Source organism: Devosia rhizoryzae, assembly GCF_016698665.1.
Classification (GTDB): Bacteria; Pseudomonadota; Alphaproteobacteria; order Rhizobiales; family Devosiaceae; genus Devosia; species Devosia rhizoryzae.
The window spans coordinates 2,340,946-2,367,186 of the sequence record NZ_CP068046.1; the positions used below are offsets into that span (position 1 = coordinate 2,340,946).

The 26,241-nt window shown below is 59.6% G+C and carries 23 protein-coding genes; 6 read left to right on the forward strand and 17 right to left on the reverse strand.

Annotated elements, in window-relative coordinates; genetic code table 11:
• Positions 1-6 precede the first annotated feature (6 nt).
• Positions 7-1,470, reverse strand: coding sequence for an MBOAT family O-acyltransferase (locus JI748_RS11520; protein WP_201630730.1), 1,464 nt, complete (start codon positions 1,468-1,470; stop codon positions 7-9).
• Between the two features lie 486 nt (positions 1,471-1,956).
• On the opposite strand from JI748_RS11520, the gene JI748_RS17545 reads away from it, so the two are divergent.
• Positions 1,957-2,052 (forward strand): hypothetical protein, encoded by a 96-nt coding sequence (locus JI748_RS17545; RefSeq protein ID WP_325166872.1) that lies wholly within the window; start codon positions 1,957-1,959, stop codon positions 2,050-2,052.
• Positions 2,053-2,059: 7 nt separating this feature from the next.
• On the opposite strand, the gene JI748_RS11525 is transcribed toward JI748_RS17545, so the two are convergent.
• Positions 2,060-2,470 (reverse strand): HIT family protein, encoded by a 411-nt coding sequence (locus JI748_RS11525; protein WP_201630732.1) that lies wholly within the window; start codon positions 2,468-2,470, stop codon positions 2,060-2,062.
• A gap of 752 nt (positions 2,471-3,222) precedes the next feature.
• Here JI748_RS11525 and neuC point away from each other — a divergent pair.
• Positions 3,223-4,377 (forward strand): UDP-N-acetylglucosamine 2-epimerase, encoded by a 1,155-nt coding sequence (gene neuC, locus JI748_RS11530; protein ID WP_201630734.1) that lies wholly within the window; start codon positions 3,223-3,225, stop codon positions 4,375-4,377.
• On the opposite strand, the gene JI748_RS11535 is transcribed toward neuC, so the two are convergent.
• The 6 genes from JI748_RS11535 to JI748_RS11560 form a co-directional block, all read right to left on the reverse strand.
• Positions 4,374-5,741, reverse strand: a complete 1,368-nt coding sequence (locus JI748_RS11535) for a DegT/DnrJ/EryC1/StrS family aminotransferase (RefSeq protein WP_233280507.1) — start codon at positions 5,739-5,741, stop codon at positions 4,374-4,376. The genes neuC and JI748_RS11535 overlap by 4 nt on opposite strands.
• An 861-nt stretch (positions 5,742-6,602) precedes the next feature.
• Positions 6,603-7,493, reverse strand: a complete 891-nt coding sequence (locus JI748_RS11540; protein ID WP_201630736.1) for a tyrosine-type recombinase/integrase — start codon at positions 7,491-7,493, stop codon at positions 6,603-6,605.
• Complete coding sequence (locus JI748_RS11545; protein WP_201630738.1) at positions 7,490-9,457, reverse strand: AAA family ATPase; 1,968 nt, start codon at positions 9,455-9,457, stop codon at positions 7,490-7,492. The genes JI748_RS11540 and JI748_RS11545 overlap by 4 nt, the downstream gene beginning before the upstream one ends.
• A 91-nt stretch (positions 9,458-9,548) precedes the next feature.
• Positions 9,549-10,733: a DUF4357 domain-containing protein gene (locus JI748_RS11550; protein WP_201630740.1), complete on the reverse strand. Its 1,185-nt coding sequence runs from the start codon at positions 10,731-10,733 to the stop codon at positions 9,549-9,551.
• 576 nt (positions 10,734-11,309) lie between these two features.
• A complete protein-coding gene (locus JI748_RS11555; RefSeq protein WP_201630742.1) occupies positions 11,310-12,221 on the reverse strand; it encodes a site-specific integrase in 912 nt (303 codons plus the stop codon).
• Between the two features lie 1,185 nt (positions 12,222-13,406).
• Positions 13,407-13,982, reverse strand: coding sequence for a TetR/AcrR family transcriptional regulator (locus tag JI748_RS11560; RefSeq protein WP_201630744.1), 576 nt, complete (start codon positions 13,980-13,982; stop codon positions 13,407-13,409).
• Between the two features lie 86 nt (positions 13,983-14,068).
• On the opposite strand from JI748_RS11560, the gene JI748_RS11565 reads away from it, so the two are divergent.
• The 3 genes from JI748_RS11565 to JI748_RS11575 all read left to right on the forward strand — a co-directional run bounded on the left by JI748_RS11565 (position 14,069) and on the right by JI748_RS11575 (position 16,963).
• A complete protein-coding gene (locus JI748_RS11565; RefSeq protein ID WP_201630746.1) occupies positions 14,069-15,241 on the forward strand; it encodes an FAD-dependent monooxygenase in 1,173 nt (390 codons plus the stop codon).
• Positions 15,242-15,368: 127 nt separating this feature from the next.
• Complete coding sequence (locus JI748_RS11570) at positions 15,369-15,818, forward strand: cupin domain-containing protein (protein WP_201630748.1); 450 nt, start codon at positions 15,369-15,371, stop codon at positions 15,816-15,818.
• A gap of 59 nt (positions 15,819-15,877) precedes the next feature.
• Positions 15,878-16,963: an NAD(P)-dependent alcohol dehydrogenase gene (locus JI748_RS11575; protein ID WP_201630750.1), complete on the forward strand. Its 1,086-nt coding sequence runs from the start codon at positions 15,878-15,880 to the stop codon at positions 16,961-16,963.
• Positions 16,964-17,656: 693 nt separating this feature from the next.
• On the opposite strand, the gene JI748_RS11580 is transcribed toward JI748_RS11575, so the two are convergent.
• Positions 17,657-19,192, reverse strand: a complete 1,536-nt coding sequence (locus JI748_RS11580) for a winged helix-turn-helix domain-containing protein (RefSeq protein WP_201630752.1) — start codon at positions 19,190-19,192, stop codon at positions 17,657-17,659.
• Between the two features lie 294 nt (positions 19,193-19,486).
• Between JI748_RS11580 and JI748_RS11585 the strand changes: the two genes are divergently transcribed.
• Positions 19,487-20,065 (forward strand): carboxymuconolactone decarboxylase family protein, encoded by a 579-nt coding sequence (locus JI748_RS11585; protein ID WP_201630754.1) that lies wholly within the window; start codon positions 19,487-19,489, stop codon positions 20,063-20,065.
• A 178-nt stretch (positions 20,066-20,243) separates the two neighbouring features.
• Here JI748_RS11585 and JI748_RS11590 read toward each other — a convergent pair whose 3' ends face one another.
• The 8 genes from JI748_RS11590 to JI748_RS11625 are packed head-to-tail and all read right to left on the reverse strand — an operon-like array spanning position 20,244 to position 26,241.
• Positions 20,244-21,002 carry an SDR family oxidoreductase gene (locus JI748_RS11590; protein WP_201630756.1) on the reverse strand — a complete coding sequence of 253 codons (759 nt, stop codon included), beginning with the start codon at positions 21,000-21,002 and terminating at the stop codon, positions 20,244-20,246.
• Between the two features lie 10 nt (positions 21,003-21,012).
• Positions 21,013-21,762, reverse strand: coding sequence for an SDR family NAD(P)-dependent oxidoreductase (locus JI748_RS11595; protein WP_201630758.1), 750 nt, complete (start codon positions 21,760-21,762; stop codon positions 21,013-21,015).
• The gene (locus JI748_RS11600; RefSeq protein ID WP_201630760.1) at positions 21,762-22,448 is read right to left on the reverse strand and encodes a GntR family transcriptional regulator; all 687 of its coding nucleotides are present in this window, start codon (positions 22,446-22,448) and stop codon (positions 21,762-21,764) included. The genes JI748_RS11595 and JI748_RS11600 overlap by 1 nt, the downstream gene beginning before the upstream one ends.
• A complete protein-coding gene (locus JI748_RS11605; protein ID WP_201630762.1) occupies positions 22,445-23,185 on the reverse strand; it encodes an MBL fold metallo-hydrolase in 741 nt (246 codons plus the stop codon). The genes JI748_RS11600 and JI748_RS11605 overlap by 4 nt, the downstream gene beginning before the upstream one ends.
• Positions 23,182-24,084 carry an NAD-dependent epimerase/dehydratase family protein gene (locus tag JI748_RS11610; RefSeq protein ID WP_201630764.1) on the reverse strand — a complete coding sequence of 301 codons (903 nt, stop codon included), beginning with the start codon at positions 24,082-24,084 and terminating at the stop codon, positions 23,182-23,184. The genes JI748_RS11605 and JI748_RS11610 overlap by 4 nt, the downstream gene beginning before the upstream one ends.
• Positions 24,084-24,437, reverse strand: a complete 354-nt coding sequence (locus tag JI748_RS11615; protein ID WP_201630766.1) for a cupin domain-containing protein — start codon at positions 24,435-24,437, stop codon at positions 24,084-24,086. Before JI748_RS11615 ends, JI748_RS11610 begins: the two co-directional genes overlap by 1 nt.
• Entirely contained in the window at positions 24,434-25,720 is a 1,287-nt protein-coding gene (locus JI748_RS11620; protein WP_201630768.1) for a TRAP transporter large permease, read from the reverse strand. The genes JI748_RS11615 and JI748_RS11620 overlap by 4 nt, the downstream gene beginning before the upstream one ends.
• Complete coding sequence (locus tag JI748_RS11625; RefSeq protein ID WP_201630770.1) at positions 25,717-26,241, reverse strand: TRAP transporter small permease; 525 nt, start codon at positions 26,239-26,241, stop codon at positions 25,717-25,719. Before JI748_RS11625 ends, JI748_RS11620 begins: the two co-directional genes overlap by 4 nt.

Below are 26,241 nucleotides of genomic sequence, written 5' to 3' on the forward strand. Positions count from 1 at the left end.
GTACCTTCAGAAATCGAAATAGATGAACTCAACGGCCGAACCTGCTTGCAGGAACATCCCATAGGCCATCAACAACGCGGCGAAGATCGCCATGATTGCCCTGGCGCCGAAATCGGCGCCCATGAGGGATGAGTACCATCCCATTAGTTCTTGGGTTCTCACCCCTAAGGCGAGAACGTAGGCGGCAACCAAGAATGTAATGCCTCCCGCGATGACGTCCAGCGAACTTGTAGTTGGGAGCATGAAATGGTCCCCGAACGCGGCCAAATAGACCGATGCAGCATCAACATCCCAGGTCGTGAGCAAGGACATTATCATGTTCGACGCTCCATCGAATGTCGGGGAGCGGAAGAATATCCAAGCGAAAGCGACAAGGATGTTGGTTGCCAGAACTCCAAGCCAATAGGGGAGTGAGATCACGTTTGCTTGGCGGAGCAAGTGGTTTGCCACCAGAAAGCACCCGTGCAGTCCGCCCCAGATTATAAAGTTCCAACTTGCCCCATGCCACAATCCGCCGATCAACATAGTGGCCATCAGATTGTAATGCCTTCGGAACGGTCCAACGCGGCTACCTCCAAGGGATATGTAAAGGTAGTCCCGAAGTAACGTGCTTAAAGTTATGTGCCAGCGCCTCCAAAAATCGATCAGGGAAGCTGCCGCATAGGGTGTAGCAAAGTTCCACGGAAGCTGGATGCCGACCATCAGCCCTAGACCCACCGCCATTTCGGAATAGCCGCTAAAATCGAAATATATCTGGAGCGTAAAGGCCACGACGCCGATGATGGCAGAAAGTCCATCCACGACACCGACCTCGGTTGCCGCGAAGATAGGGTTCGCCACTAGGGCAAGTGGGTCAGCTATAAAGACCTTTTTGAAAAAACCGACGAGGAAGACGGCTAAGCCGATTTCCATTGTGCCGGCGGAGATATGGTAAGCGCGTTGTTCGAGCGGCTTCAGCAACTCATTGGAGCGAGTGATTGGACCGGCAATCAGGTGGGGAAAGAATGAAACAAAGGCCGCGTAGTCGACCAGGCTGGGCGTTTTCTCATCGGCGTCTTCGTGGCGGTGAATGTCGACCAGATATGCAATCTGCTGAAACGTAAAAAACGAAATGGCCAGCGGCAGGTGCTGCGAAGCGGTCAAAGGATCGCAAAGGTTCACCCCTAAGATGGATGCGAAGAAGCATTGGTACTTAAACCAACCCAACAAGATTAGGTTGAACAGTACCCCGCCAGCGACGATGAGTGGGGTTCTACGTCTGCGCTTCAACGCCGCCACAAAGGCGAAATTTACTACAATGGACGCCACGATTATTGGCAGAAATGCCACGTCCCAGAAGCCGTAGAACGCAAGCGAGACAGCAAGTATTAGTAGGTTCGTCCACTTCTTGGCCCAGGCCGAGAAGGCCGAAAACAAAATCAGCCATATGGGCAGAAACAAAAAGATAAAGGCATCGGAGCTGAAAATCATTGCTGCGATACTTCGGAGCTCTTTCGCATATTTTCGCCGCCCTCAACAACCGCGGGAGTGACAAGCACGGAGATAACTTGCTGATTTGGTACTTGCTCGCGACCCACTCGGACGTGGCGCTTGCTGGACAAATATTGGAGACACCGTTGCGTCCCTTTGCATAGAGCACCGGCCATCCAGCGCCGGCCGGCGGGCGTTCGTTCCATTGAGTCCACTCTGAAATTCCCTACCGCGGAACGGTGCGTCATTTCGCATGTCAAAGGCTAGCGTGCAACTCTGACGCCCCAAGTAGGCACCCTCACCAACACCACCCAATCCAACACATAGAGGTATGACGATGAACCGCAAGTCCCGCGGGCGCTTCAGCTCGTGCTGTAATATGGGGTGGTTGTGTGGACGCCCGCTAGATCCTGGAGGCGCCACGAACCTTGGCATCACGATCGGCAGACCGTCTGACTGACTCGGGCGTTTGCCAAAAAGGCAGACATGAAAGCGATCAATGTCTCCGATGTCGCGCCGATCCACCGCCGTCGCTACTGGGATGTGATCAAGGGTGATGAACTGGCGAAAGGCCACACATGACGGCAATCTAACAACGTCGGGAGGGCAGAAGATCGAGCTCGGCGCCTGCAGTCTTCTTCAGCATGCTCCTAATGCTTAAGTTGAAAACGCCAGGCAGAGCGATGCGGGCGAAAACATGCAGGTGCGCGTGGGCTACGCTCTGACCCCCAGCGCGCCCTACATTCCAGCCGATGGTGTATCCATCAGGCCGCCACTTGGACAAATGAGCTTTTGCGCTCTCCAGCATATTGGGGAGTGCCAGCCATTCTTCAGAGTTCAGCTCGAAAGGAGTTTCAATGTGTCGATGCGTGATGATCATGACACCGTGCGGTGTTTCCGGATCGATGCTGGCCAGGAGGAAGAAGGACGCATTTTCGGCAAGAGCGCCGTCACTGAGCAGCCCGTTGCTCCGGCAAAATCGGCATTCAGGTTTTTGCATTGGCGATTAACCTAGTTGCAGAGGCGTTTGCGCGAGAGCGGCTATGTAATCTTCGTATTGGGTGTTCGACCAGCTTGATTGAAGCGTAAGCACGTCGGAAGTCAGGCACTTTGCTCGATGCTTGCGATAGCGCGCTCGAGTAGAGATGTCGGGTGTTATCTGGTACGAGTAGCCGCCAGCTTGGCGCAGCATAATGATAAAGCTGGCTGAGCAGAGCTCCGCAGATAGTGTGCAGTCGCGCTTATCGCTAGTCATGACCACTTGGCCGAAGTGAAGGGTGAATTTTGTAGCTGTACATGCTGATCTCGTTCGATCCGGCGCTATCACTCGCGGCTGAAAGCTTCGCTATCCTCTGTTGATAAGTGGCATGCTAACGACTTGCTTAACGCTCACCGCGAGATCGTCTGATCAAGGAAGTGAACACCGCGACTAGATTCCTAATCTATTTGTAACTGCAGCCTCACAACCTTACCTCAGGACACAAGGGCTGACCCGAGTTGATCCGCCCAAACCATGGGCACTTTGCCGCGTTGCGCCAACGATACCGTCTGCGACGTGAGGACGAGTCTAGACAGCAGTAGACGAAAGGCGCCGCTCAAACGCTTTACGATAAGGCGCATTTCCCCCGATGTATAAACTGCCTGCGGGTTAGCTGTTTTGTGGCGCTTGGTTTTCCGTCAGCGTAATGCTGTTCCCGTGCTAATTCCGCACACATCATGCGTGGCGCGTGCGATAAGTTACGGAGAGACGATATGCGCAGATTTGTGATCGCCACGGCCGGCCGTTCCGACTACGGGATTTACAGGCCAATTCTCGACAAAATCGAGGTTGAACCGGGGTTGGGCTATGAGCTGCTCGTCACCGGCCAGCATTTGTCAGCTGACGGTGGGGCAACCGTGCAGGAAATCGAAGCAGATGGTCGTCCTATCGCGACCCGAGTTGCGTTACCGGATGCAACGTCGAGCCGCGCTGCGGTAGCCGAGGCAATGGCGGCGGCGCTTTCCGGCACCGGTGCTTTGCTAGCCAAGGGAGGCTTCGACATGGTGGTGGTGCTTGGTGATCGGTTCGAAATGTTTGCGATTACCGCGGCGTGCGTACCGTTCAACATCCCCATCGTACATATTCACGGTGGTGAGGTTTCCTTGGGCGCGATCGACGAGAGGTTCCGCCATGCGATCACTAAGATGGCGCACCTACATTTCGCTGCAACAGAAGACTATGCGCGCCGCATCCGTCAGCTTGGTGAAGAGGATTGGCGCGTCACAGTCTCCGGAGCCCCGGCGCTCGATACTATCTTGAAGGCGCGATTGCCAGATCGCGCAACGCTTTCAGCGCGCTTCGGATTGCCACTTGACCAGCCACCGCTATTGGTCACCTTCCATCCCGTCACTAACCAATTTGGAGAAGCTGAACAGCAGACCCGCTCACTTCTTGCCGCGCTTGAAGCGCTGGACCTTCCGGTCGTTCTGACGGCACCCAATGCTGACGTCGAGAGCGACGTGATCCGCGACCTCTTCGCCGATTTTCTCTCACCGCGGACCGGACGGGCTTGGCTGGTAGAAAGTTTTGGCTCGCTCAATTACCTGGCCATGCTGCGCGAGGCGCGAGCGGTCATAGGGAACTCCTCTAGCGGGTTGATTGAAACGCCTGGATTTAGAGTGCCCGCAGTCAATATCGGCGATCGCCAGATGGGCCGCACTCGCGCTGCCAACGTTATCGACTGCCCGGCCAACGCAGCATCCATAGAGGCCGCAGTCAAGAAAGCAATTGATCCCGCATTCCGCGCATCACTCATCGGGATGACAAATCCCTATGGTGACGGGAACGCCGCCGAAAGGATCGTCACCAGGCTACGTGACGTTCCTATCGACTCGCGGCTCACCGTGAAGATGTTCGCAGACCGTTAATGCTTACCGTGGAACCAATTGAGGACGGTCTCAATGACCTTGTCCTGTTCGGCCTCTGCTAAATGCGTGGAACAAGGGAGCGTCACAACGCCCGGCCAGAGCCGGTCAGTTACGGGCATCGGACTGCGAGGCGCATCGAAATAGGGCTTCTGGTTGTGCATTGGCTTCCAGAAAGGTCGCGCGTCAATGCCTTCCTCACGCAGATGCGCCCTCAGCGCGTAGCTTCTTTCGCCCGCATCATCGTCATGGAAAGCGAAGCCTGAGAACCAGGCTGCACTTCCCGCCCAATCCGGTTCAGGAAAATTATTTATACCCTCAATGTTCCAAAAGGCATCCTCGTATCGTGCCGCAATGCGGCGCTTGGCAGCGACGAAATCATCCAACCGCTCCATCTGGGCGCAGCCGACCGCTGCCTGTAGGTTGGTCATACGGTAGTTGAAAGCGGCAACGTCATGGTCATAGTCGGCACCGACCCGGCCGGTGGTCGTCAGATGGCGGAAACGGGTAAGCAGTGCCTCGTCATCACCCGCCACCGCTCCGCCCCCACCGGCTGTAACCGTCTTGTTGCCGTTGAAGGAGTACATGGTCAGGTCTGCGCCGAGCGCGCCGGACATATTGCCCTTGTAGATCGCTCCGAGTGCCGCGGCGCCGTCCACCACGACCTTCAGTCCATAATCACGCGCGATCCCGATGATTGCATCCATGTCCGCGGGAATACCGAGCGTGAAAACGGGTAGAATAGCGGATATTCGCCGGCCAGTTTCAATATGGATAAGCTCGCCGCCGCGCCGTTCAGTGCCGTTTGCCAGCTCATGTGCTACGACTATCGGATCAATGGTCCAGCTCGACCAGTCGACGTCGAACAACCAGGGCGTCGCGCCTGCATGCGAGATCGCGTTGGCCGATGCGATGAACGTCAGAGCCGGGCAAATGACAATGTCGTCGCGTTTGACACCCACAGCAACAAGCGCCGCGTGGAGCGCAGTTGTTCCTGCCGACGTTGCGACGGCGCCGCGAGATCCAGCAGCTTCGGCAACCATTTTTTCGAAGCGTGTCACGAAGGGGCCAATCGTAGATACGAAGGTCGAAGTGACGCATTCGGCCAGATACTTCCCCTCGTTTCCGGAGATGTTGGGTACACAAAGTGGTATCATGTGGTGTTTTGAGACTCCAATAGCTGCCGCTTCACAGCATAAATTTGTCGAAGGTAGTCCATCTGATCTGAACGCCGCGGCAGACGCACTTTGCGCAGTGATGCAGAAAAAGACAGCGTTCCAATCCTCGAAACCAGCGTCTATATCACCTGCGTCAGCGCACGCAGACAGCACCACAAAGGTGAAGGCGAAAAAATTATAGCCAGACAAACAGATTTGTTTGCAGCGCCCAGGCCGGCCGTAGATTGTTGCTAAGCATATGGCTTCGGACAAAAGATGGCTGAGCGCGGACTGTGCATTGCGGCCCTCCCTATGCGCGCTAAGTTCCCCCGTTCAAATGGTACGCCTTTTTTGTTATATCAGTGAAGACGACGTGAACTTGGTATAGTCGCGACACCCAATAGACTAATGACCGTGCGGCTCACGTCAGAAACGCTGATTAGGTCGACGCTGAAGAGGCCGAAGCTGTCGGCGACCTTGGTATGCATACGGTCCTTCATTATTCCTTCCTGGTCGTTAACACGTCCAAACATACAGATCCTTGTTCTCGAGAGCTACAACGTTCATCGACCCCCAATACCCGCCCAGTAATTTGCAGGCTGCCTCTTCCATACAGTTGAGCTGACCATCAGCAAGAACCTACTGCCCAACAGCACCTCTCGAGCAAAAAGCACGAGAAGCTTCGTAGCCGCGCATACCCCCTAAAGCCAAATGTCACGCGTGATGCGTGAATACTCCCGTCATTCACCAGGAGCAGCCTTCTACCCACTCTCAGGGCAGAAGTTGAAATTCCGCTGCTTCAGAGGTTTAAAGATCTTTTCGCACCGAACCAGTTACTGAATTCCCCTGACGAGGCGCTCTTTGCTTAGCACAAAAGCGGTGTCAGTCGTCATGACTGCTAGATAACATTATCGATCATCGTCAAACTTGCCTTTGATAGTTTTTAAGAATACCAGATCAACAAACCTTGACCGCAAATCATCACTAAGGTGGATTAATTTGGCATCAATTCAGCGAAACTTGATCTCGGAGCAAAAATTCTTGTAACCGACGAAATACCATTAGTGAGGTCTAGCTCCAGACATCAAGGTCGACATGTTCTACATATCGGGCCACAACACTCATCGAGCGCCACCCGCCTGCCCTCATGACCTGCAAGATACCGCGGCCGTTCATCACCAGTTCTTGGGCCGCTCCCACGCGGAGCGAATGGCCGGACACCCTACATTGTCCTTCGGTTTGAATGTAAGCCTGCTTCGAAAGTTTCTTGAGTACGCGACCGACGGTAACAGGTTCGAGGTAGAGAGCTAACGCCCGGCTGCCGTATACCGGGCGCAGCAATGGCCCACTGGCCGCACCTGTGGCAGCCAGCCATTGGTCGACCAATTCGCTGCTGCGCGTCGAAAGTTGCGCGGTCCGGCCGGCACCCTCGGGATCATTTTTTGCTCTGCGGATGAGTACGCTGTAACGGCCATCATCTCGTTTAGTGAAGTCGGTGACTGCCAGCGCAACAATTTCGCCGCGGCGACATAGAGTGTCGAACCCCACTGCGACCAACACCATGTCACGCAGGCCGATAAGATCGTCACTGCATTGGGCCAGCAGGCGATCTCGCTTTTCTGCCGTGATGCCAAGCGCCTGCTGGGGACGTGACGGCTTGCTCCGGCAGGCCCGACGCATGGCGAGATCGACTTCGGCGTCGCTGGTGGGATCGGCCTCGTTTGCCAGAAAGTGCAACTTACGAATGGCGGCGAGACGCCGCTTCAGCGTGCCCGGCTTGAGGCGCGTTCGTTCAGCTTCGATATGGGCCGCAACCGTGTCGCTGCTAGCCGGAAGGAAAGGCACCCTATGTGAGCGACACCAGGCCGCAAACATTGCAAAATCGCTCTTGTAGGATCGGAGCGTGTGATCGGAGTAAGCTCCATCGAGCCGATCGATATGTTTGAACCAATGGGCTGTCATTTGGCAGCCCCCTGCATACTGCTCGAAGCCCTGGACGGTTTGCGGGTCGAAAGGCTGCCATTGGGTTTCGCAGCAGCCCCGCCGGTCATTTTCTGGTTTAAGATTTGCCTGACCGCCTCGCCCTTGAGGAAGCGCTGGGCCTGCAACTCGCTCGCGAGCACCAAAACCTGCTGGCGATTTTGCGTGACCAGTTTCAGCGCGCGATGCAGCAGCCGCTTGACGGCTTCGTCCGCGAAGTCGAAGGCCGCTTCGCTAGAGGGGTCGAGCTGTCCAAGCGTGTCATAGAGACCCCAGTCGCACAGGCCACGCATCAAAAGACTGCTAGCCTGCCGGATATCGAGCGCGGCGCCCGAATGAGCGCCATGTGCCCCAAGCAGAAGGTCGGCAGCTCGACCGGCCATGAGGACCGTGACGATATTCTCTAAATGCTCGCGATTGAGCATTTGCCCGTGTGGGACCGTGCGGGTTACGCCGCCGCTGTCCCCTCGGGCAATGATCGAGACATGCTTGACCTCGATGCCTAGCGTCGTGGCGACAAAGGCATGGCCGGCTTCGTGGATAGCGACTGCCCGGATTTCATCGGGTTGTCGGTCGTCCGGCGGGGCTACGGCGTCGATGACATCCTCGACCGTTAGATCACTTTGAAAATGGTGGGCAGAGGATCGCGCTTCTTTGCACCAGCTCTCGATCTGGGCCGGTGACGCGCCGTGGGCAAGGCTAGCAACAACACCCAGTTCGCTGGCCGGGATGTCTGGGGCCAAGTAATAGGCAAAGATCGCTCGGAGCTCGTCCTCGCTCTCGGGAACCGGTACATGAACGCGCTGCTCCATGCGCAAAGGCCGCAATAAAGCGCCATCGAGTCGTTCGACATAATTTGTTGCGCCGATGATCATGACCGACTTTCCCGAGCTACGCACCCGGTCGATCTGTTTGAGGAAAAGCGTAACGATCGGCACCCACCATTGCCGATCTCTGGCATCGAGTGATGCGCGGTCCGGCAAAGCGTCCAGTTCATCAATGAAGCCCACGGAATAATCGTGTTCCAACACGCGGTCAAAAAAGGCGACGATGGCCTTGCTTACACCGCCGAGATTCCCGTCGCTGTCGTTGAACCATCCGCCCATTGTTGCCGGAACTAAACGCCACCCCGCAGAGCGCGCGAGGCTTTCCCCGATCATTGTCTTGCCTGTTCCCGGCGGCCCTTCGAGTACCGCAAAACGTAGCTGCTGCGGGTCAAGCCTGCCTGCGCTGACCTGGCTGAGTTCATCAAGACAGCCCAAAGCCCAGCCACGAACTGCGGCGGGCAGCGGCAAGTCCTCGAGGCGCGGCCCCCTAGCCTTCATCCCCTCGATGTTTTGAGACCGCTGGTTTTCGGCAAGGGCCCTGATGCGTCTGACACAGTCGCGCGCCGTGCTGTTGGGACGCATGGCGAAAATCAAATCGAGGAAATCAAGCCGCTCGATATCCGCCGACACGAGACCACTCGCCCGCTGGCCGCAAAAGCCGCGAATGGCGCGGTTGACACCGGCGACATCGATCGGCGGCAGCTCGAGCCGCAGATCGATTGCACCATGAACCTTGGAGGGGAGAAGGCCGGGCGCTGCCGGGGTGGACAGGATGATGTGCAGGCCTTCGCTCAAGTCGGTCTGCACCTGGCTGACGATCCACTCGTTCCGGTCCTTACGCACGTCGGTCACGGTCAAGGTCCGCACCTGGGCGTTGCTGCGCTTGATCGCTCGGCTGATGGCATGGGCCCAGCCGGCGCTGGGGGAAACCAGGTGGATGACCTGAGGCGTGGTCGAGCGCAAGGCCGCACGGACCGCGGCGGTCCTGCCTTTCAGCAGCGCCTCGACGAGCAGACGTTCGGGCCGCAACGGCTTATCGTCCACCTCGGTTTCGACAGGGTCGGCGGTGTCGAAATCGTTGTCTTCGACGGCGAGCGAAATAGCTTCAAATTTGGGCATGACGGTTCCTTGGCGGTCGCGCCTGGCGCGCCGCAACATGATTGGAAAAGGAGGGATGCGGGTGGCCTGTGCCACCCGTCGGATCGAAGGCTTAGGGCCTTGGACCTATGCCAGCTGGATGCGCCAAGGGACGCCAGATCGTCGGTTTGACGCGGGAGCCAGCCACGAAATTTCCAGCCCCGGCTAACGTGTCGAACGCCAGATCAACGGTCAAAACCAGATGATCGTCTTCTGGGATGAGACCGCCGTCGTGAAGAAGATCTTGGCGATCCGTGAGCGCGGCTCTGCCAGCAGAAGGCACCGGATCGCGCCGCACCTGACTATCGGCCAGAACCCAGAACTTGCCATCCTCGATCCGGGCGTTGGCGGTAACGCCACAGCTTTCCATGGTGAAGAGTTGGCCCGCCCCGTGCCCCTCGGGCGCAGGTTCGATCTCGTCGGTTTCGATCAATGTGGTATTGCTTGTGGTTCGGAACCCCTGAACGGAACCAATAGTGAGCAGCCCTGCCCGCTCGATGCGCTGGAAGAAAGCCGTGACGAAGCGGTCCGTGGCCTCGTAGCGATCCGGTGCGAGCCGTTCCCCGGCCGGGAGGGCGTTGAGCAGCGTCAGGTCGGGGTGCTTGATGACCATGCGGGCCGCGAGCCGCTCGGCGGTGCGGGTCTGAGCCTCATCGAGCGCTTGGTGCTTGTCCACCGCAGCGATGATGCGATCAGGCAGGCCGTTACGGCGCAAATGCGCGCCCCAGGCAAGGCGACAGGCCGTATCGCCGGACCGGCCCACATAGACGGCATTGCCATAGAGCGCGAGGTAAATGCCGCGCTGCCGCAAGCGCGGCTCCCGGGCGAAATAGCCGCGGTCGATGCCCGTGGCAAAGAAGATATCGGGCTCGGGCGCGACTACTTTGAGGTGCTGCACACCCTTGTTTTGTGTCTGCGGTGAAGGCGCCGCGGCTTTCCGCGGAGGCGGAGTGACACGGCGCGCCACCTGGCTATGGGCGTCCAGAAGACCAGTGGTGGTGACGATCAGAGCGCCTTCGCGGATCAGCGCCTGGATAGCCTGGCCAGGGCTGGGATGATCTCCGAGCAGGGCCATGAGATCGCCGAGGTGGGCGGAGCCGGTCTCGTCGATGGCGGCGAGGATGGCGATCTGGCTGTCGAGATCGAGATGCGGGTCGGCCACGAGGCCATCAATGACCGGAACCGGTGTGACGGTGGGGAAATCGTTCGAAGCAAGGTTGTGGGCGGGACGATCCGCGCCCAGAATAGCGCAAGCCATTGGGTGTCTCCTGTGGAAGCAGTGAGTGCCCTTGGTTAGGCTGGCAAGGTGTTAGCGCACCTTGTCAGCCGCCTCTGGTTCGAGTGGTCGAACCAGCATCTCGTGAGGAGACGCGGCCTAGGGTGTGGCTCTTAATTGAGCCACGCTGATCATGAGAACGGAAAGCCTATGGGCTGTCAACGGCTATGTTTGCGCTTTGTTCTCATGGTTAACGCGCCTCGAGGATGGGCTTCGAGTTGCCGGAGACGGGCTGGATTTCGCGCGGTTTCGGCCTGGTGAGAGGCTCGAGTTTCCGGCGAATGTTCGATAACGCGGCTCTTCCTGCGGATGTCATTAACGCAGCAGTTCTGAGCGAAGTTTCCGCGCCAGCGGCCTGCGGAGAGGCGCGCCCTTCCGGCGAATGACCGATAACGGGCTGAACTCGACATCCTCCAGGGCTACCGAGCTGCAAATACATAAACCGTAAAAGATGGGCAAACCGCGTCAATGACGACCACAAATGCCCGAGGCGATCTGATTCTGATGGATTTTGGTCTCAATCTCCCGCGCCAATAGCAACAAACCTGCAGCAAGTGCCTAGTACAATTCAGCCGCTTCACGCTGAAAATCTGGATGATGATGCCCGTAGATTTCGACAAGCGTTTGTTCAGTCATGCCGAGGAAACCCGAGAGTTCCCACGTCTTGGCACCCGCTTGCATGCCCCAGGTTGCACGAGTATGGCGCAGAACATGCGGTGACACGTCGCTCAGACCCGCCAAATCACACGCCGCCGCAAAGCTTTTCTTTGGATCAAATATCGGACTGCCGTTCTCATGGATTACATAGGTCGCACTTGGAGCGCGCAAGCGGGCGCGACGAAGATGTCCGAGCAGCTTACGCGGAATTCGGATGCGCGGGCGACGCTTCTTGGTGCGCTTCCTACCTTGCGGCTGCCAGTCTATCAGGCCCGCGACTAGATCAATCTGGTCCCAACGCAGCGCTGTTATCGAGGATTTTCGTGCTCCGGTATGCAGCCCTATCAAGATGAAAAGCGGCAGATAACTACGCGCTCTGGGCGCCTGCCTGGCAGCAATCAGCAGACGAGCTGCTTCGTTCTTGCTGAGCCATCGCTCCTTGGGCTCCGGCCGAGCGGGCAAGTGAATGACAAGTTTGCGGGATAAGCGTCCTTCGGCATGTGCATGATTGATGGAAGCGCGAAGTACTCCAAGCTCACGCCTAACCGTACCATCGGCGCGGCTGCGCCACTTGCCATAAGCCTCACAGCTTTGGCGTGTAACAGCAGCCGCCGTCCGGCCTGCCCAAAACTTTACCAGAGGCACTAGGGCAAACCTTATCCGCTCACCGGCCATAACCTTGTCAGCTCGTTCACTATTACAAATCTCGAGCAGATCGGTGATTAGGACGTCGCCCAGATCAACGGGCGGCAGAAATTCCTTGCTTGAAACGGGCGCGAAAGCACGATCTGTGCTAACAGATGAACTAGCCATAGGGTTCTCCTGGAACGCTTTGGTCAGGGCCGGCAGGAGGTGCGAACTCTTGCACGGCCCGTTTTTTCAGGTATACGCGAAGCCACTGCGATAAGTCAATATCGTATATACGATATATTTTTTGGAGTTGTCGTTTGGGTAGGCCGCAGCAGTTCCCGAACAAAATCCTGATAGGTTTCACGGAAAGTCAGCTAAAATCCGTGGATGACTGGCGGCGCCAGCAGGACGATATTCCCAACCGGTCCGAGTCTATTCGGAGACTGGTCGAAATTGCGCTTGCCGACGCAAAGCGGGATGAAGGTTGAACGGCTGAACCGTGCGGGCATGCAGGCTCATAGCATTCGCCGCAGGCCTGGCGGTCCCGGCTGCAAACTCACTTCTTTCCACGAATAATAGTTGGACCGAATAGCCCCAGGTGCCGACACGCGCGGATGGTAAGGGCCAGGATGGTCAGGTTCGTGCCTGATACGCCTGCGCCGGCAAAGAAACGTTTATAGGGAATGGCCGAGACATGCCGACCGCGCTTATCGGCGCGGCACAACTGTGGCCAAGGCGTGCGGGGACCAACACTAACTACCCTAATGCACAACGAAGAGTACGGAATCGAACGAAGGTGCCGATCTCTGTGCCCTACTGAGGAGCTATTCTCGTCATCGGCACATTCCGATGCGCGGCTTATTAGGCATAATCGCCGTCGTGCCTACGGATGAAGGGCGCTGGACGTCTCGCGTGCCTGGCCCTTTTGGCGGCAATCTTTATGTCAAATATCTGATCGCCGGCTCGACGCCGTATTTGCCGACCTTTCACGAGGCGCACTGTTTTCGGTCGGCAATGGGCACTCAGGCCCAAGGTGACAGCGAAAATCAACATCGCCGCAGCCGAAACCTCTATGTCCGGCCGCCTTCGCCTTTCCGTCCAACGCGGCCGGAGCACCCTACGGGCCACATCACCATCGGAATGCACGAAGACCTGCGTGAAGCCACTTCCCGGCGTTCGCGACGGAGCGGACACCGGCAGCCTTTTGGCTGTAGTGCGCCCCATCCCGGCCGTTCAAGCTCGTTACGCAAATTCCCGAAAGCCGTCACTCGCGCTTTGTATCAACCAGGCCGGCTTGAGAGGTCCAATATGGACTGACCAAAACCGCTCGGGTGTTCGAAAAACAGCTACCGAACTCCTAAACCTTATCTAAGCCTTTTTAGTGACCAGGCCTCGAAAATACGCACTGATGACGCGGCCCGGGTCTGCGGCGGCCCTGCTGTTTGTCAGTCTGTCAAAGATCAGGTCATCGACTAAAGCAACCAGATCCTGGGCATGGAGCTGCGGCTCCGGCACACCGACGCCCCTTAAGGTCGCGGTGCCGGCGGCAAGCAAACGTTGTCGGATCGGCGACTCGTCGGTGATGAGCTTGTGCAGATCGGGCTCTTTGACGAGATCGATCCGCAGGGCATAGCGCGCCAGATGATCGAGGGGCCGGCTTTCCGTCATGGAGACGACGAGCGCGGCAATCGCCTTTGCCGCCACGTCCGCATCACGGGGCGCCGGTGCCGACGCTTCTTGCCCGAGTTCATCGAAGGTCCTCGTGCTCAGCCGGCTGACGACCGCCTCGATCAGGGCTTGCCGTGTGCGCAGATAATAGGAGGTCGAGCCGGCCGGATAGCCGAGCCGCCCATCGATCGCACGGTGTGTCAGCGCCCGCAGGCCTTCTGTCGCAATAATTTCAATGGCTGCATCAGCAATGGCGTCACGGCGGTTGTCGGTCATTGAGAGCTCCTTCTCGCCACCTTCATAACCCCACTTGCCAAAATCCTCAACAAGTGTAGAGTATCTACAGATGTAGAGGATTGGATATGCGGATCGCAGTCATCGGCGCAGGTATCGGCGGGCTCAGCGCCGCCATCGGATTGAGACGTGTGGGCGCTGGCGTCACCCTGTTCGAGCGCGCAGCAGACCTGCGTGCCGCCGGATCTGGACTGTCGATTTTCGGAAACGGCGCCCGAGCCTTGGAAGCCCTGGGCCTCGGCGAGCAATTTCGCGCCGAGGCGAATTCGGCCGGAATTTTCGTTGGCGGCCAGCGGCGCCCCGATGGGCGCTGGCTGAGCCGGACACCCCAGGCAGCGCTGTCACAGCTGCGGGTGATCGACCGCCAGCACCTGCACGACATGCTCCAGGCGGCAACGGCAGGGATTGCGGTACAAACCGGCGTTCTCGCCAGCGCCGACACTGGCGGCACCGTGTGCTGGACAAGCGACGGAATCGACACTGCCGAACAGTTCGACCTCGTCGTTGCGGCCGATGGCATTCACAGCAGGATCAGGCAGGACGTCTGGGGTGATGTCACCCCATTGCGCTATGCGGGCTACTCCGCCTGGCGCGGCATTACCGCCGAACCGGTAGACCTGCGCGGGGAGGCCGGCGAGACCTGGGGACATGGGGAACGCTTCGGCATAGCGCCCCTTGCCGACGGCCGGATATACTGGTTCGCCGTGGCGAGTATGCCCGCAGGCACCTCATTCGCGGACGAATTTGCCGAGGTCAGGCGCCGTTTTGTCCATTGGCACGATCCGATCGGCAGCATCATCGAGAGGACCCGCCCCGCGGACGTTTTCCGGCGGGACATCTACGATCTGTCTCAACCTCTGCGCAGCTTCGTCAACGATAAGGTCGTGCTGCTTGGCGACGCCGCCCATGCCATGACGCCAGATCTCGGACAAGGCGGCAATCAGGCCATGGAGGATGCGGCGACACTCGCAGCGCTCCTCGCCCCGCTCGCGGCCAGGCCCGCACCACAACCCGACGCGCTGCGGCACGCACTGGCCCGATATGACCAGTTGCGGCGCTCCCGGACACAGGCCATTGCGCGAGACGCGCGCCGGCTTGGGGCCTTCGCTCATGTCAAAGGCACACTCGGCGTCTGGGGTCGCGACCTCATGATGCGGCTGATCCCGCCGCGCGTCATGGCCGGCCGTTTGGTGGCCCTGCAGGATTGGCAGCCGCCGGCCGCCACGCCCTGGAGCGGCTGAAGCCCAACCCTGAAGCTCCGACCCGTCGCAAGCTTCCTTCGAACACGGCTCCCTGCGGGCCGCGCACCCTGCCGACCCGCCTCCGGGTCGGGAGCAATACCGCCCGTCTCCATGAAAGGTACTCAAAATGACAGACACCCAAGCCTATCACCTCCTCGGCAACATCATCCGCTTCCAGGCCGATGGCGCTCGGACCAACGGAGCCTACTCTCTAGCCGAAATCACCACTGCGCCGGGCGCCGGCACGCCGCCGCACCGGCAGAAGGACGACGACGAGGCCTTCTACGTTCTCGAAGGAACCTACGAGTTCATGCACAATGGCAAGAACGTGACCGCCGGACCGGGCCAGTTCCTGTTCGTCGCCAAGGGCGAGACGCATGCCTTCCGCAATGCCGGCTCTGCCGCCGCCAGGATGCTGGTCATCAATTCGCCCGCCGGATTGCACGAAAACTTCTTCCGCGAGGCCGGCGATCCAATTGGCGCCGATCAGCCCATGCCCGCCCCCTCGGCTCCCGATATGCCGCGGCTCGGCGCTGCCGCCGCCCGCTATGGCATCGAGTTCCTGCCGCCCCGCTAAGGCTTGGGGCCGGGCACCCGAGCCCGGCCCAACTCCCCTCAGATAAAAAAGAGATTGAGATGGAAGACACACTTACGGTTCCGCCCATCAGCGCCGCCATGGTCCTCGAAGATTTCGGCGGCGCGGACAAACTGCATATGGCAGAGGTGCCAACACCCCTTCCCGCACACTCCGGCGAAATGCTGGTGCGCGTCCATGCCACCAGCATCAACCCGATCGAGTGGAAGATGCGCGAGGGTTTTGGCCTGCCCCGCTTCGCCTGGCGCCGCGCGCTAGGCGCAAAGCCGATCCTCGGCCTCGATTTTGCCGGCACTGTTGTCGATGCTCGAGGCACAAGCTTTGCCCGTGGCGATGCCGTCATGGGGGCATTGCCGCTCCACGGCGCCTATGCGGAATATGTCGTGGTGCAGCCGGCCGATCCTCGAACAGGTGTAGCGCGAAAGCCGGCCGAGATTTCCTTCGAAGAGGCCGCGCTTATGCCATTTGCCGGCCTCGTCGCCTATGCTGGGCTTGTCACCCACGGCCGTATGAGTGCCAGCGCCCCAGGGGCGCGGGTCCTGATCGTCGGCGCATCGGGCGGCGTTGGCCATCTCGCCGTTCAAATGGCGCGCCATGCCCTCGGCGCCGCCCTGGTCGTCGGCGTCTGCAGCAGCCGCAATGCCGAATTTGCCAAAGCCTGTGGCGCCCATGAGGTCATTGCGCATGACACAGAGAGCGTCGCCGACATTGCTGAACGCTATCCGCAATGGGCCAATTCATTCGATCTGATCTTCGACACCATCGGCATCGACACCTATTATTCAAAACTGGCGCGGCGCCTGCTCAGGCCCGATGGCCGCTTCGTCACCGCCGCCCTGCCTCAGTCCGTCGATGGCCGGCCGGGCGAAGATGTCAACCTGCTGGGCGGACTTGTCATGGGAGCGAAGCTGCTTTGGCGCCATGCCACCGGACGCTATCGCCTCATCACTGGCCTGTTGGGCGGCCTGCCTAGTCACGAAGGCGTTCCGGCCATGGCGCAATGGCTAAAGGCGGGAAAACTGCGTCCGCATCAATCCGCCTCTTTCCCTCTTTCCCAGATTGCCGAGGCCCATCGGCTCAGCGAAACTGGCAAGACGGTCGGCAAGATCTCCATCCGTATCCAATAGCCCTGCCACCTTGACACACGCAATGAGACCGCCATGCCCTCTTCTCCATCGCCGAGCCTGCTGTCGGCTGCGGAAGCGGGCGCGGCGGCCTACGTGCACCGACTCTCTTTCGACACCCGTTTTCCGTGACTCGCCGGCCTCCACACGCCGGATGAGGATGCCCGGTTCTACATGGACCACGTGTTCGGCACCTGCGCCGTCTGGGGCATCCACCATGGAACCGAGCTGGCCGGCTTCATCGCCTACCTCCCTATGTACGGCTCTATGCTCAGATGACCGGGCGCCCTCCTGCTTTATGCGGCCAATTGACAGGAAGCAGAAATACTCCGGTTGCTGGTCGCACGAGCGGGTGATCGACTAAATATCCAACAAAACGAGGAGCCGGGTGCCGGGTCAAACAGGCAGCCGATATTTCAATTCATCCGTGAAGTAGCGCCCCAAGTACAAGCGGCAGCCATCTGGACGCTGGGATGAGATCTTGACCGACAATGTCGGGCGGCACGCCGATATCTTCAAGGCCACGCTGGTCTAGCCGCCGCAGGGCACGAAGGTCCGCTTTCGTGAACCGTTGAGTCGATGAGCGTTTGCTTTCCATTTCTTCCTCCATTTTCTCACGCAATGCGCGACAAGGAGAGGACATCACAGGCAGCGGCTCCCGGTCCTTAAGGCGGCGCTAAAAGAGATTAATAAAGGCTAAGACAAGTGCGCGCTAGGCAGGCCAGCTTGTCGCAATCCATCCAAGATGAGCTTCTGCCGTTCGGGAAAACGCATGGCAGCAACGCTGATTCGAGCATTCAGGTTGGGGCTAAGGGCAAGAGCAATACGCCCATGCTCCCTTGCCTTCTCAAATTTGTCCAACTTGACGCAGATCGCCGCCATCCAAGTGTGCGCAAAAACAAAGCCGGAATTAGCGTCAACAGCCCTCTGGGCCCATGTGAAAGCTTCCTCGCAGCGCCCATTGAGGCAGAGAGCCCCAGATAAGTTGGTATAGGCGATGTAGTTGTCCGGTGCCCCCGGGCTCAGCTGCACAACTGCCGTGTAGCAGTTTATTGCCTCATCGAGATCGCCGGCGAACATGTGAGCCACTCCCGCAAATTCCAGCACTATCCTGCTGTTGGGATTCAGGACGACCGCGTGTGAGCACAAGGCCAGCCCCGAATAGTCACGGAGGAACAGGATCTGCAGCCAACCCAGCAGCGATAACGCCATCGCGTCATCAGTATCGGCAGCAACAGCCATTTCCGAAAGTCGTAGGCTTTGCTGGACGTCGTCCTTGTACAGGGACGTGTCAAAACTGTATGTCTTACGCTTCTCGTGTGCCCATGCGGCAAGAGCGAGCGCCGGAGCATAGTTGGGGCTGAGAGTTATGGCCCGATCAAGGAGTTCGAGAGCCTGATCATAAGAAGAAAGATGAGCTGAATAAACGAAGGGGAGAGCCCGGATATACAGCTCCCAGGAGTCGAAATGCTCGGGGCGTTTGCTATGAGACCTTTCAATCTCGGCTTTCCGGATCTGAGGCTCAATGTGCCCTATAACTGAGCGGGTGATGATATCCTGAACATCAAAAATATCGCTGACTGCTCTGTCAAATCGCTCGCCCCAAAGCTGTTGTCCGGTTTCGCCCTCGATCAGTCTTGTGGAGACGCGGATCCGATCACCGCTCTGACGGACACTCCCTTCCAGCAAATACCGCACCCCAAGGTTACGAGCGACCTCCCGGGCATCGATGTCACGGTGTTTATAGACGAAGACCGAATTTCGGGCGACCACGGCGAAGGTCTTGAACCTGCTAAAGGCTGTGATGAGGTCTTCTACGACACCATCTGCAAAATGTTCCTGCTCCAAGCTGCCGTCGAGGTTAACAAAAGGCAGCACCGCAATGGTCGGCCTGCGCTCAGCCAAGGCCGCTGCTGGCCTTGGCTGATCCAAGATCATTCGATAACCAACCCGGGCAACGGTGGCGATCCAATCACGCCCATCTGGCTCGGATCGCAGTATTTTGCGCAGGGCTGTGACTTGAACCGCGAGGTTACCCTCTTCCACGAAGGTATTTGGCCATGCCGCTTCGATTAGGGCGCTTTTGGTGACGATCGCACCTTCAGCATCGATTAGGGCCCGGAGAATTTTCATGCCGCGACCGCCGATCGGCAGCAGTTCTCCGTCCCGGCTCAAGGTGGATGTGGCGGGATCAAAAACGAATGGACCAAATGCTCGACGCGTGTCGTTCATGAGAGAAGATAACGCGACCTCTTGGAATGAGGAAGTGCAAGTAGTGCCTTCGCAACCTGTAGAAAGAGGCCGACCTGCAATGCGCCCAATTTCGGTCGTTCACGCCCTAGCACTGCGTCACCGGATGCGGACATGCACATTGTGACAATTACCAGGTCGCTGTGAGTTGAGGTTATGTGCCAAATGGGATGCCATACCGGCTCAATACCCTATCAGCGCTTAGGCTCTTCCAAGAACCCACAATCGCCAAGAATATGAGCGATGCACGATGGCGGCGATCACAGGGAGGCAACAATGTTCGTGAAAACCGTGGAGCCGGCCGCGGCCGAAGGGGAAATCGCCTCAATCTATGCCAGTGAGATAGCATCGATGGGACGCGTGATGCAGGCAACCCAGTGCTGGTCGGCCAGGCCCGACATCCTTCCACCAGTCGAGCATCTCTTGCATCAGATCAGGGATGGGTTCTCCCTCGGCCTGATCAACTTCCGGCTCATCACCTTGATCGCGGCCAGATCCGTACCCTCGAGTTACTGCTCCCACGTGTATTTCAAGACACTATCGGAAATGATCGGGCGCGAACAAACGCTGGCGGTGTATCGTGACTATCGCAATGCTAGCCTGACGGAACAGCAGGTGGCCATGTTGGCTTACGCCGAGCAGATAACGATCGACGCCTCGCGCATAAAACAGGTCGATATTGACCGTCTGCGAACCGTCGGACTAACCGACGTCAACATTGCCGATATAGCTTTGGCGGCTTCATTCCGAAACTTTCTAAGCCGCTACTTCGATGCTGTCGGCGCCGAGGTCGAAGCCGACTTTCTGGACAGTGATCGCAGCGTTCGTGACGAACTTTCCGTTGGCAGCCGCTAAGCGCAGCACGTCTGTGTTGCGCCCCGTTCCAGCCATTCAGATTGCTAAATCGATCTCCCTAAAGCTGCCATTTTTATTGCTGCCTAGCTTCCTCGACATTGAGGTGAGGCGTGGGAAGTCTGCGTCTCAACTTGCGAAGTTGGAAGCAGAAATCTCCCTTCTGCCCCGACGCAAATTGCTAAGTTGAAGACGTCGCCATTCGCCGCTGTATTTCCGGGTCGCGGACATCAATCTCTTTTCCCGAGAGGTCTTCTGGGCGCTCGCTGAAAAGCCACGCGACCGCTGCCGCCGGAACATCGGGATGCAGCAGCGTTTCGCGCTTGAGCTGGCTGACGGGATTGAGGCCCGAGGCGCGGATCTGGCCCTGCATACCGGTATCGACCACACCTGGACGCAGCCCATAGGACAGTATGCCCTGTTGCCCATATTCATGGGAGACGGACTGGGTCAGCATCGCCAGCGCGGCCTTGGAGGCGCAATAGGCGCTCCAGCCTTCCATCGGGTGGCTCGCGGCCCCACTGCTGATGTTGACGATGGCGCCGCCCGCTGCGAGGCGGGGCACGACGGCGCGGATGCCATGATAGGCGCCGGTGAGGTTGACCGCAACGAGCCTTGCCCAGTCGGCGGGATCGGTTTCGCCAAGCCGGGCAATCGGGTCGATTACCCCGGCATTGTTCACGAGGCCTGCAATCGTGCCGCGCCAGTCCACCATCGCGCCCACCGCCTGTTCGACCTGCGCGAAGTTGGTGACGTCAATCGCCAGCGGAAGCGCGACGCCGCCCTCCCCGGCAATGTTCGCGGCGACGGCTTGGGCATCGTCCAGGCTGCGGCAGCCGACGCCGACAGCAAAGCCGGCCCGGCTGAGCGCGTGAGCGATGGCGTGGCCGAGGCCTCGGCTGGCGCCCAGCACGAGGATGGCGCGATTTTCGATGCTCATAAAACTATCCTCAGGTGATGCCGGCGAGAACGCCACCGGTGGCAAACAAGGTCGAACCAGTCACGTAGCCGGACTGGCGGCTGAGCAGGTAGAGACAGGCATCTGCGACCTCCTGGCTGGTGCCGGCCCGACCGAGGGGAATGGGGGCCGCGCGCTCTGCCTCTATCGCTGCGATGCTGATATTGCGGCGCTGCGCAAGTTCGGCATTGAGGCCTGCGGTCAGCGGCGTATCGATCAATCCGGGCGCGACGACGTTGACGCGAATATCGTTTGGCTGGAGCAGCAGTGCCATCGATGCGGCCAGATTGCGCAGGCCCGCTTTGCTGGCAGCATAGAGAGGCGTCGCCGGAGATCCGCGCAATCCCGCGATGGAGCCTACGATCACAATTGAGGCGCCGGCCAAAAGCGGCAACAGGGCTCGGGTCAGGAACAATGGCGCGGTCAGATTGACCGCGAGCAACTCAGCCGCGGCATCCTCGTCAATGGTCTGCCAATCGGCGGTATCGAGAATGCCGGCGGCAAACACCAGCCCGCCGATAGGGTGGTTGAGCCTGGCGACGATGGCATCGCGACCACTCTTGCTGCCGATATCGGCTGTCAACCAGTGCTGGCCTCGCCAATGCGGCGGAGCTGGATGCCGATCGGTGCCGATGACCTCGCTACCGGATGCAACGAGTTTGTCGACCAACGCGCCGCCGATGCCGCCTGCAGCGCCTGAAACGAGAACGGAGCGCGGCAGGTCGAGAGTGAAGCCGCCCATCAGTGCTCCGCCTTCTTGGCAACGATGATCGCGAGGTCCGAACCAGCAAGTTGGATGTGGCGGCGAGCGGCGAGACGCGCTGCGTCAGCATCGCCGTCGCGGATAGCAGCGATGATTGCATCATGCTCGATGATGGTCTGCTGGGCGCGCCCGGGGATCAGCTGATAGCCCGAGCGATAGCGGGCGGAGCTGGTCCAGTGATCCTCGAGGACGCGTGTCAACTGAGCGCTCCCGGCAGCCTGCAGCATCCGGCGGTGCAGCATCCAGTTCGCCGAGCCCATGGCGGTAAAATCGTGCCGCCCATAGGCGTCGGCAAAATCGCCATTGATGGACAGCAGGTCATCCACAAGTTCTGTATCGCCCGAGGTCGCTGCGCGGAAAGCCGAAAGGCCTTCAAGTTCGCAACGGATCTCGAACAGCTCTTCTGCATCCTTGAGCGACAGCGAGACGACCCGCATGCCTTTGTGCGGTTCGCTGGCCAGCAGCCCTTCGCGTTCCAGCCGCAGTAGGGCCTCACGCACCGGCATATGCGAAAGTCCCAGTTCCTGCGAGAGATCGGCCAGCGTCATGCGCTGCCCTGGCGCATAGGTGCCGTTGATGATCTGTTCGCGCAGATATTCATAGACCAGGTCGGCCTTCTTACGATGTAGGATCGGCGTTGGCTGCTTTAGGGTTTCCTCGGTCATACTGCCTCAAAACTGCTGTGCCAGAGATCGCGCCGCAGGGGCGTCGGATCGGGATCGTGAATCGGGATGATAGAATCGGCGCAACTAGCCAGCCGACGCATCATTCCATGCCAGCCGGCCGCATGTTCCGCAGCCCCCAGGGCAGTGCCATCTATCACATTGCGCCGGATAAACACCGGGTCAGCAATAGCAACGCGGCCAGCCTCTGTTTCGACCACTATGGCTGCGGATGCGGGGTGGTGGACGCCGGTCTCGATAAGCTTCAGTCCAGGGAATGGGGCGCTTTCGCCATTAAAGGGCACGGCCTCTGCCAAGACATGTCTTGCCGCTGCGGGAATGGGGTGCAGGAGAGCGGGTTCCTCTGGCATCGCAAGATCGGCCAATCCGCGCGCCGAGGCGTGGACGGGAACACGCGGAAACTCCGCCAGACCCCCGACCGCATAGGGCCCAAAGCTCGTCAGCACGATGGCATGTGGCGCAATGGCACGCTCAACCAGCCGGCTACCCGACTGGTGGAAACCGGCGCGTGGTCCCTTGCGACTGCGAATGGCGGCATTGAGTGCGGTGTAGTCGGCTGGCAAACCGGTATCGACCAGCACCGTCACGCCCTCGCGACGGAGGACGAAAGCGTAGATGACCATGTCGATCATTTCGCCAAAGCCACGCTGGAACAGCACTTCTGGCCCTGGCGCCACGAAGCTGTGGAGCGGCAGTGGTTCGATGGTCCAATGGGTCATGAGTGAGCCAAGACGCGCTCCCGCCAATCTGCCAGCCCCGTTTCCAGCGTGAAGCGGGGCGTCCAGCCGAAATCGGCGTGGGCCCGATCGAGCCGCGCGGCACCACGCAGGTGGCGCGCCGGGTCTATCCCACTCGCCTGCGTGATCTCTGCACCCGGCACCAGTGCCCGAACCGCTGCCGCCAATTCATCGCGCCGGCGCAGGACGCCGCCGGTGACATTGTAGACGGTGTTGGGCAAGGTGGGCGCAAGCGCGGCCGCCAGCAGGGCTTCGGCAAGGTCGACGACATAGGTGAAATCGCACGGATGGCCTCCGCCCGCCGGCTCGTGCACTGCTTCTCCAGCCATGGCCCGGGGCAGCAGATATTCGCCGATCTGGTTGCCCCTCCCATAGACGAACCCGGTGCGGAACGAGGCCACATCACTGCCATAAGTCCGCCGGTGGGCAGCACACCAAGTCTCCCCCATCAACTTGGTGCCATCGTATACGGTCAGGGGATCGGCGGGATCGGTCTCATCGAGCGGCGCCAGGTCGGGCCGGTTACCATAAAGCGTTGCCGTACTCACATTGACCAGCCGGGCGCCGGTGGCGAAAGCGGCCTCAAGCAGATTCGCGGTACCGGTGACATTGACATCGAGCGTGAACAGCGGATCGACCTTGGAGCGAACCGGTCCGACGACTGCTGCACAATGGACGATGGCCGCGCAGTCGCGGCTGCTGTCAATGCAGGCGGTTTTGTCGCGGATGTCGAAACTGGCGCGATCGGCGAGCCGCACCCACATCCGATCTTCGGGCCAACTGACGTCGGCAAGGCAGACGTCGTGGCCTTGGCCAATGGCCGCCTCGGCGACATGTTGGGCCACCATGCCGCTGCCGCCGGTGATCAGTAGGCGGACCATCAGCTGTCGAGCTCCACCGAGGTGATCGGCTCGTCGCCGGTGGGGTGCACGATATTGAGGAAGATCAGCGGGATATCTCCGGTATTGGTCAGGCCGTGGGGAACAGTGGGGGGCGTCAAAACGATGTCCCCTTCAACGACCGGGATGGATTCCTCGCCGATGCGGACCACGCCCGACCCGGCGATGATAACCCAGTTTTCCGCCTTGCCGGTATGGACATGCAGCGAGACGGACTTGCCTGGGGCAACGCGATAGCGCGAAATCACCGTGGGCGGGATCGGCGCATTCACCCAGCGGATCGGCAGACGTTCGGCGCCGCCATGCATGATGGGAGACTGGCTGGGCTTGGTCATAGCAGAGATGGTCCATAGACGAGGTCGGGCAGCCACAGCACCAGCTGGGGCATGAGGGTGATCACCAGCAGGATGACAAGGAAGCCGACGATGAAGGGAATGCATTCGCGCGCCACGTCCATCACCGGCGTCTTGGCGATGTTGGCGACGATATAAAGAGCCATGCCAACGGGCGGCGTGATCATGCCGACCATCATGTTGACGATCATGACCATGCCGAAATGCACGGGGTCGACACCGACGGCGACCAAAGCCGGCACCATCACCGGCGTCACAAGGATGAGGATGGCCGAGGCATCGAGGATCATCCCTAGCAGCAGCAGGATGAGGTTCACCATCAGCAGCAGAAAGATGGGCGAGAGATTCATCTCGACCACTGCGGCGGTGATGTCCTGCGGGATCTGTTCGCGCGCTAGAATCCAGGCAAAGACATTGGCACTGGCGACGATCAGCATAATGCCACCGGTCGATAGGGCCGTCTCGCGAAAGGCGGCCAGCATCTCGTTGCCCTTGGTGTCCTTGTAGTAGATCGCGGCGAGAAACAGCGCATAGAGCACGCCGACCGCCGCCACTTCGGTGGCCGTGAAGATGCCCGTGCGCATGCCGCCGATAAGGCCGATCGGCACCAACAAAGCCGGGAAGGCCTTCCAGGTCGCCTTGCCGCGCTCGGCCCAGGTGGATTTGACGTGGACCGGCAGGTCGAGCGACTTACCGCGCCAGTAGACCGTGACCATAAGGGTGAACACCATCATCAGCCCCGGGACCACGCCGGCCAGGAACATGCGACCGATCGAAACATCGGCGATGAAGGCGTAGAGCACCGCGATGGTAGACGGCGGGATCACCGGGCCGATCGTCGCCGAGGCGGCAGTGATGGCCGCCGAGAACTGGGGCGAGTAGCCCTTAAGGGTCATGGCCCGGATTTCGACGGTTCCGAGGCCGGCCGCGTCGGCCAGGGCCGAGCCGGACATGCCCGAGAAAATCAGCGAGCCGATGATGTTCACCTGCGCCAGCCCGGCCCGCCAGTGTCCGACCATGGCCACCGAGAAATCAAAGATGCGCTGGGTGACCCCGCTGGCATTCATCAGGTTGCCCATCAGCAGGAACATGGGAATGGCGATCAGCGTAAAACTGTCGATGCCGAAGGCGAGGCGTTGTCCGATGATCGAGACCGGCACACCGGCGACGAGGACGCCGCCGATGCCCACGATCATAAGGCTTGCGGCAACCGGAATGCCGGCCGCCAGAAGCAGCAGCAGGACGACAATATAGAGAAGGCTCATGTCAGGGTCTTTGGAACGAGGTGTTGGTCGACCGACACGGGCACGGCGATGTGCATCACCAGCCGCAGCGCGCAATGAAACACGGTGAGAACGCCGCCCAGCACGACAGGCCATGCCAGTAGGGCCGTGGGCAGGCCGGTCGCCACCAGCGGCATTCCGGCGACGGCGTTGGCCAGCGCAAAACCCTGCAGGGCTACGAAACCGAACAGCACGATCATCACCGTGTCGCGCAGGATCAGGAAGGCCCGCCTGGGACCGTACGGCATCATCTCGATGAAGGTATCGACGGCAAGGTCCCCGGCGCGACGGGTCAGGGCCGCCGCGCCGATAAAGGTTGTCCAGACCAGCAGAAGGCGCGATATCTCTTCGGGCCAGATGAAGGGCGCGTGAAACAGGTACCGCGAGAAGATCTGCAGGTTGACGACGATCGCCAGCGCCGCGACGGCGGCCATACCCAGCCACTCTTCGGCATGTCCGATGCCGGCTTCGATGGATTTGAGGACACGCAGGGCGTTGGGCAT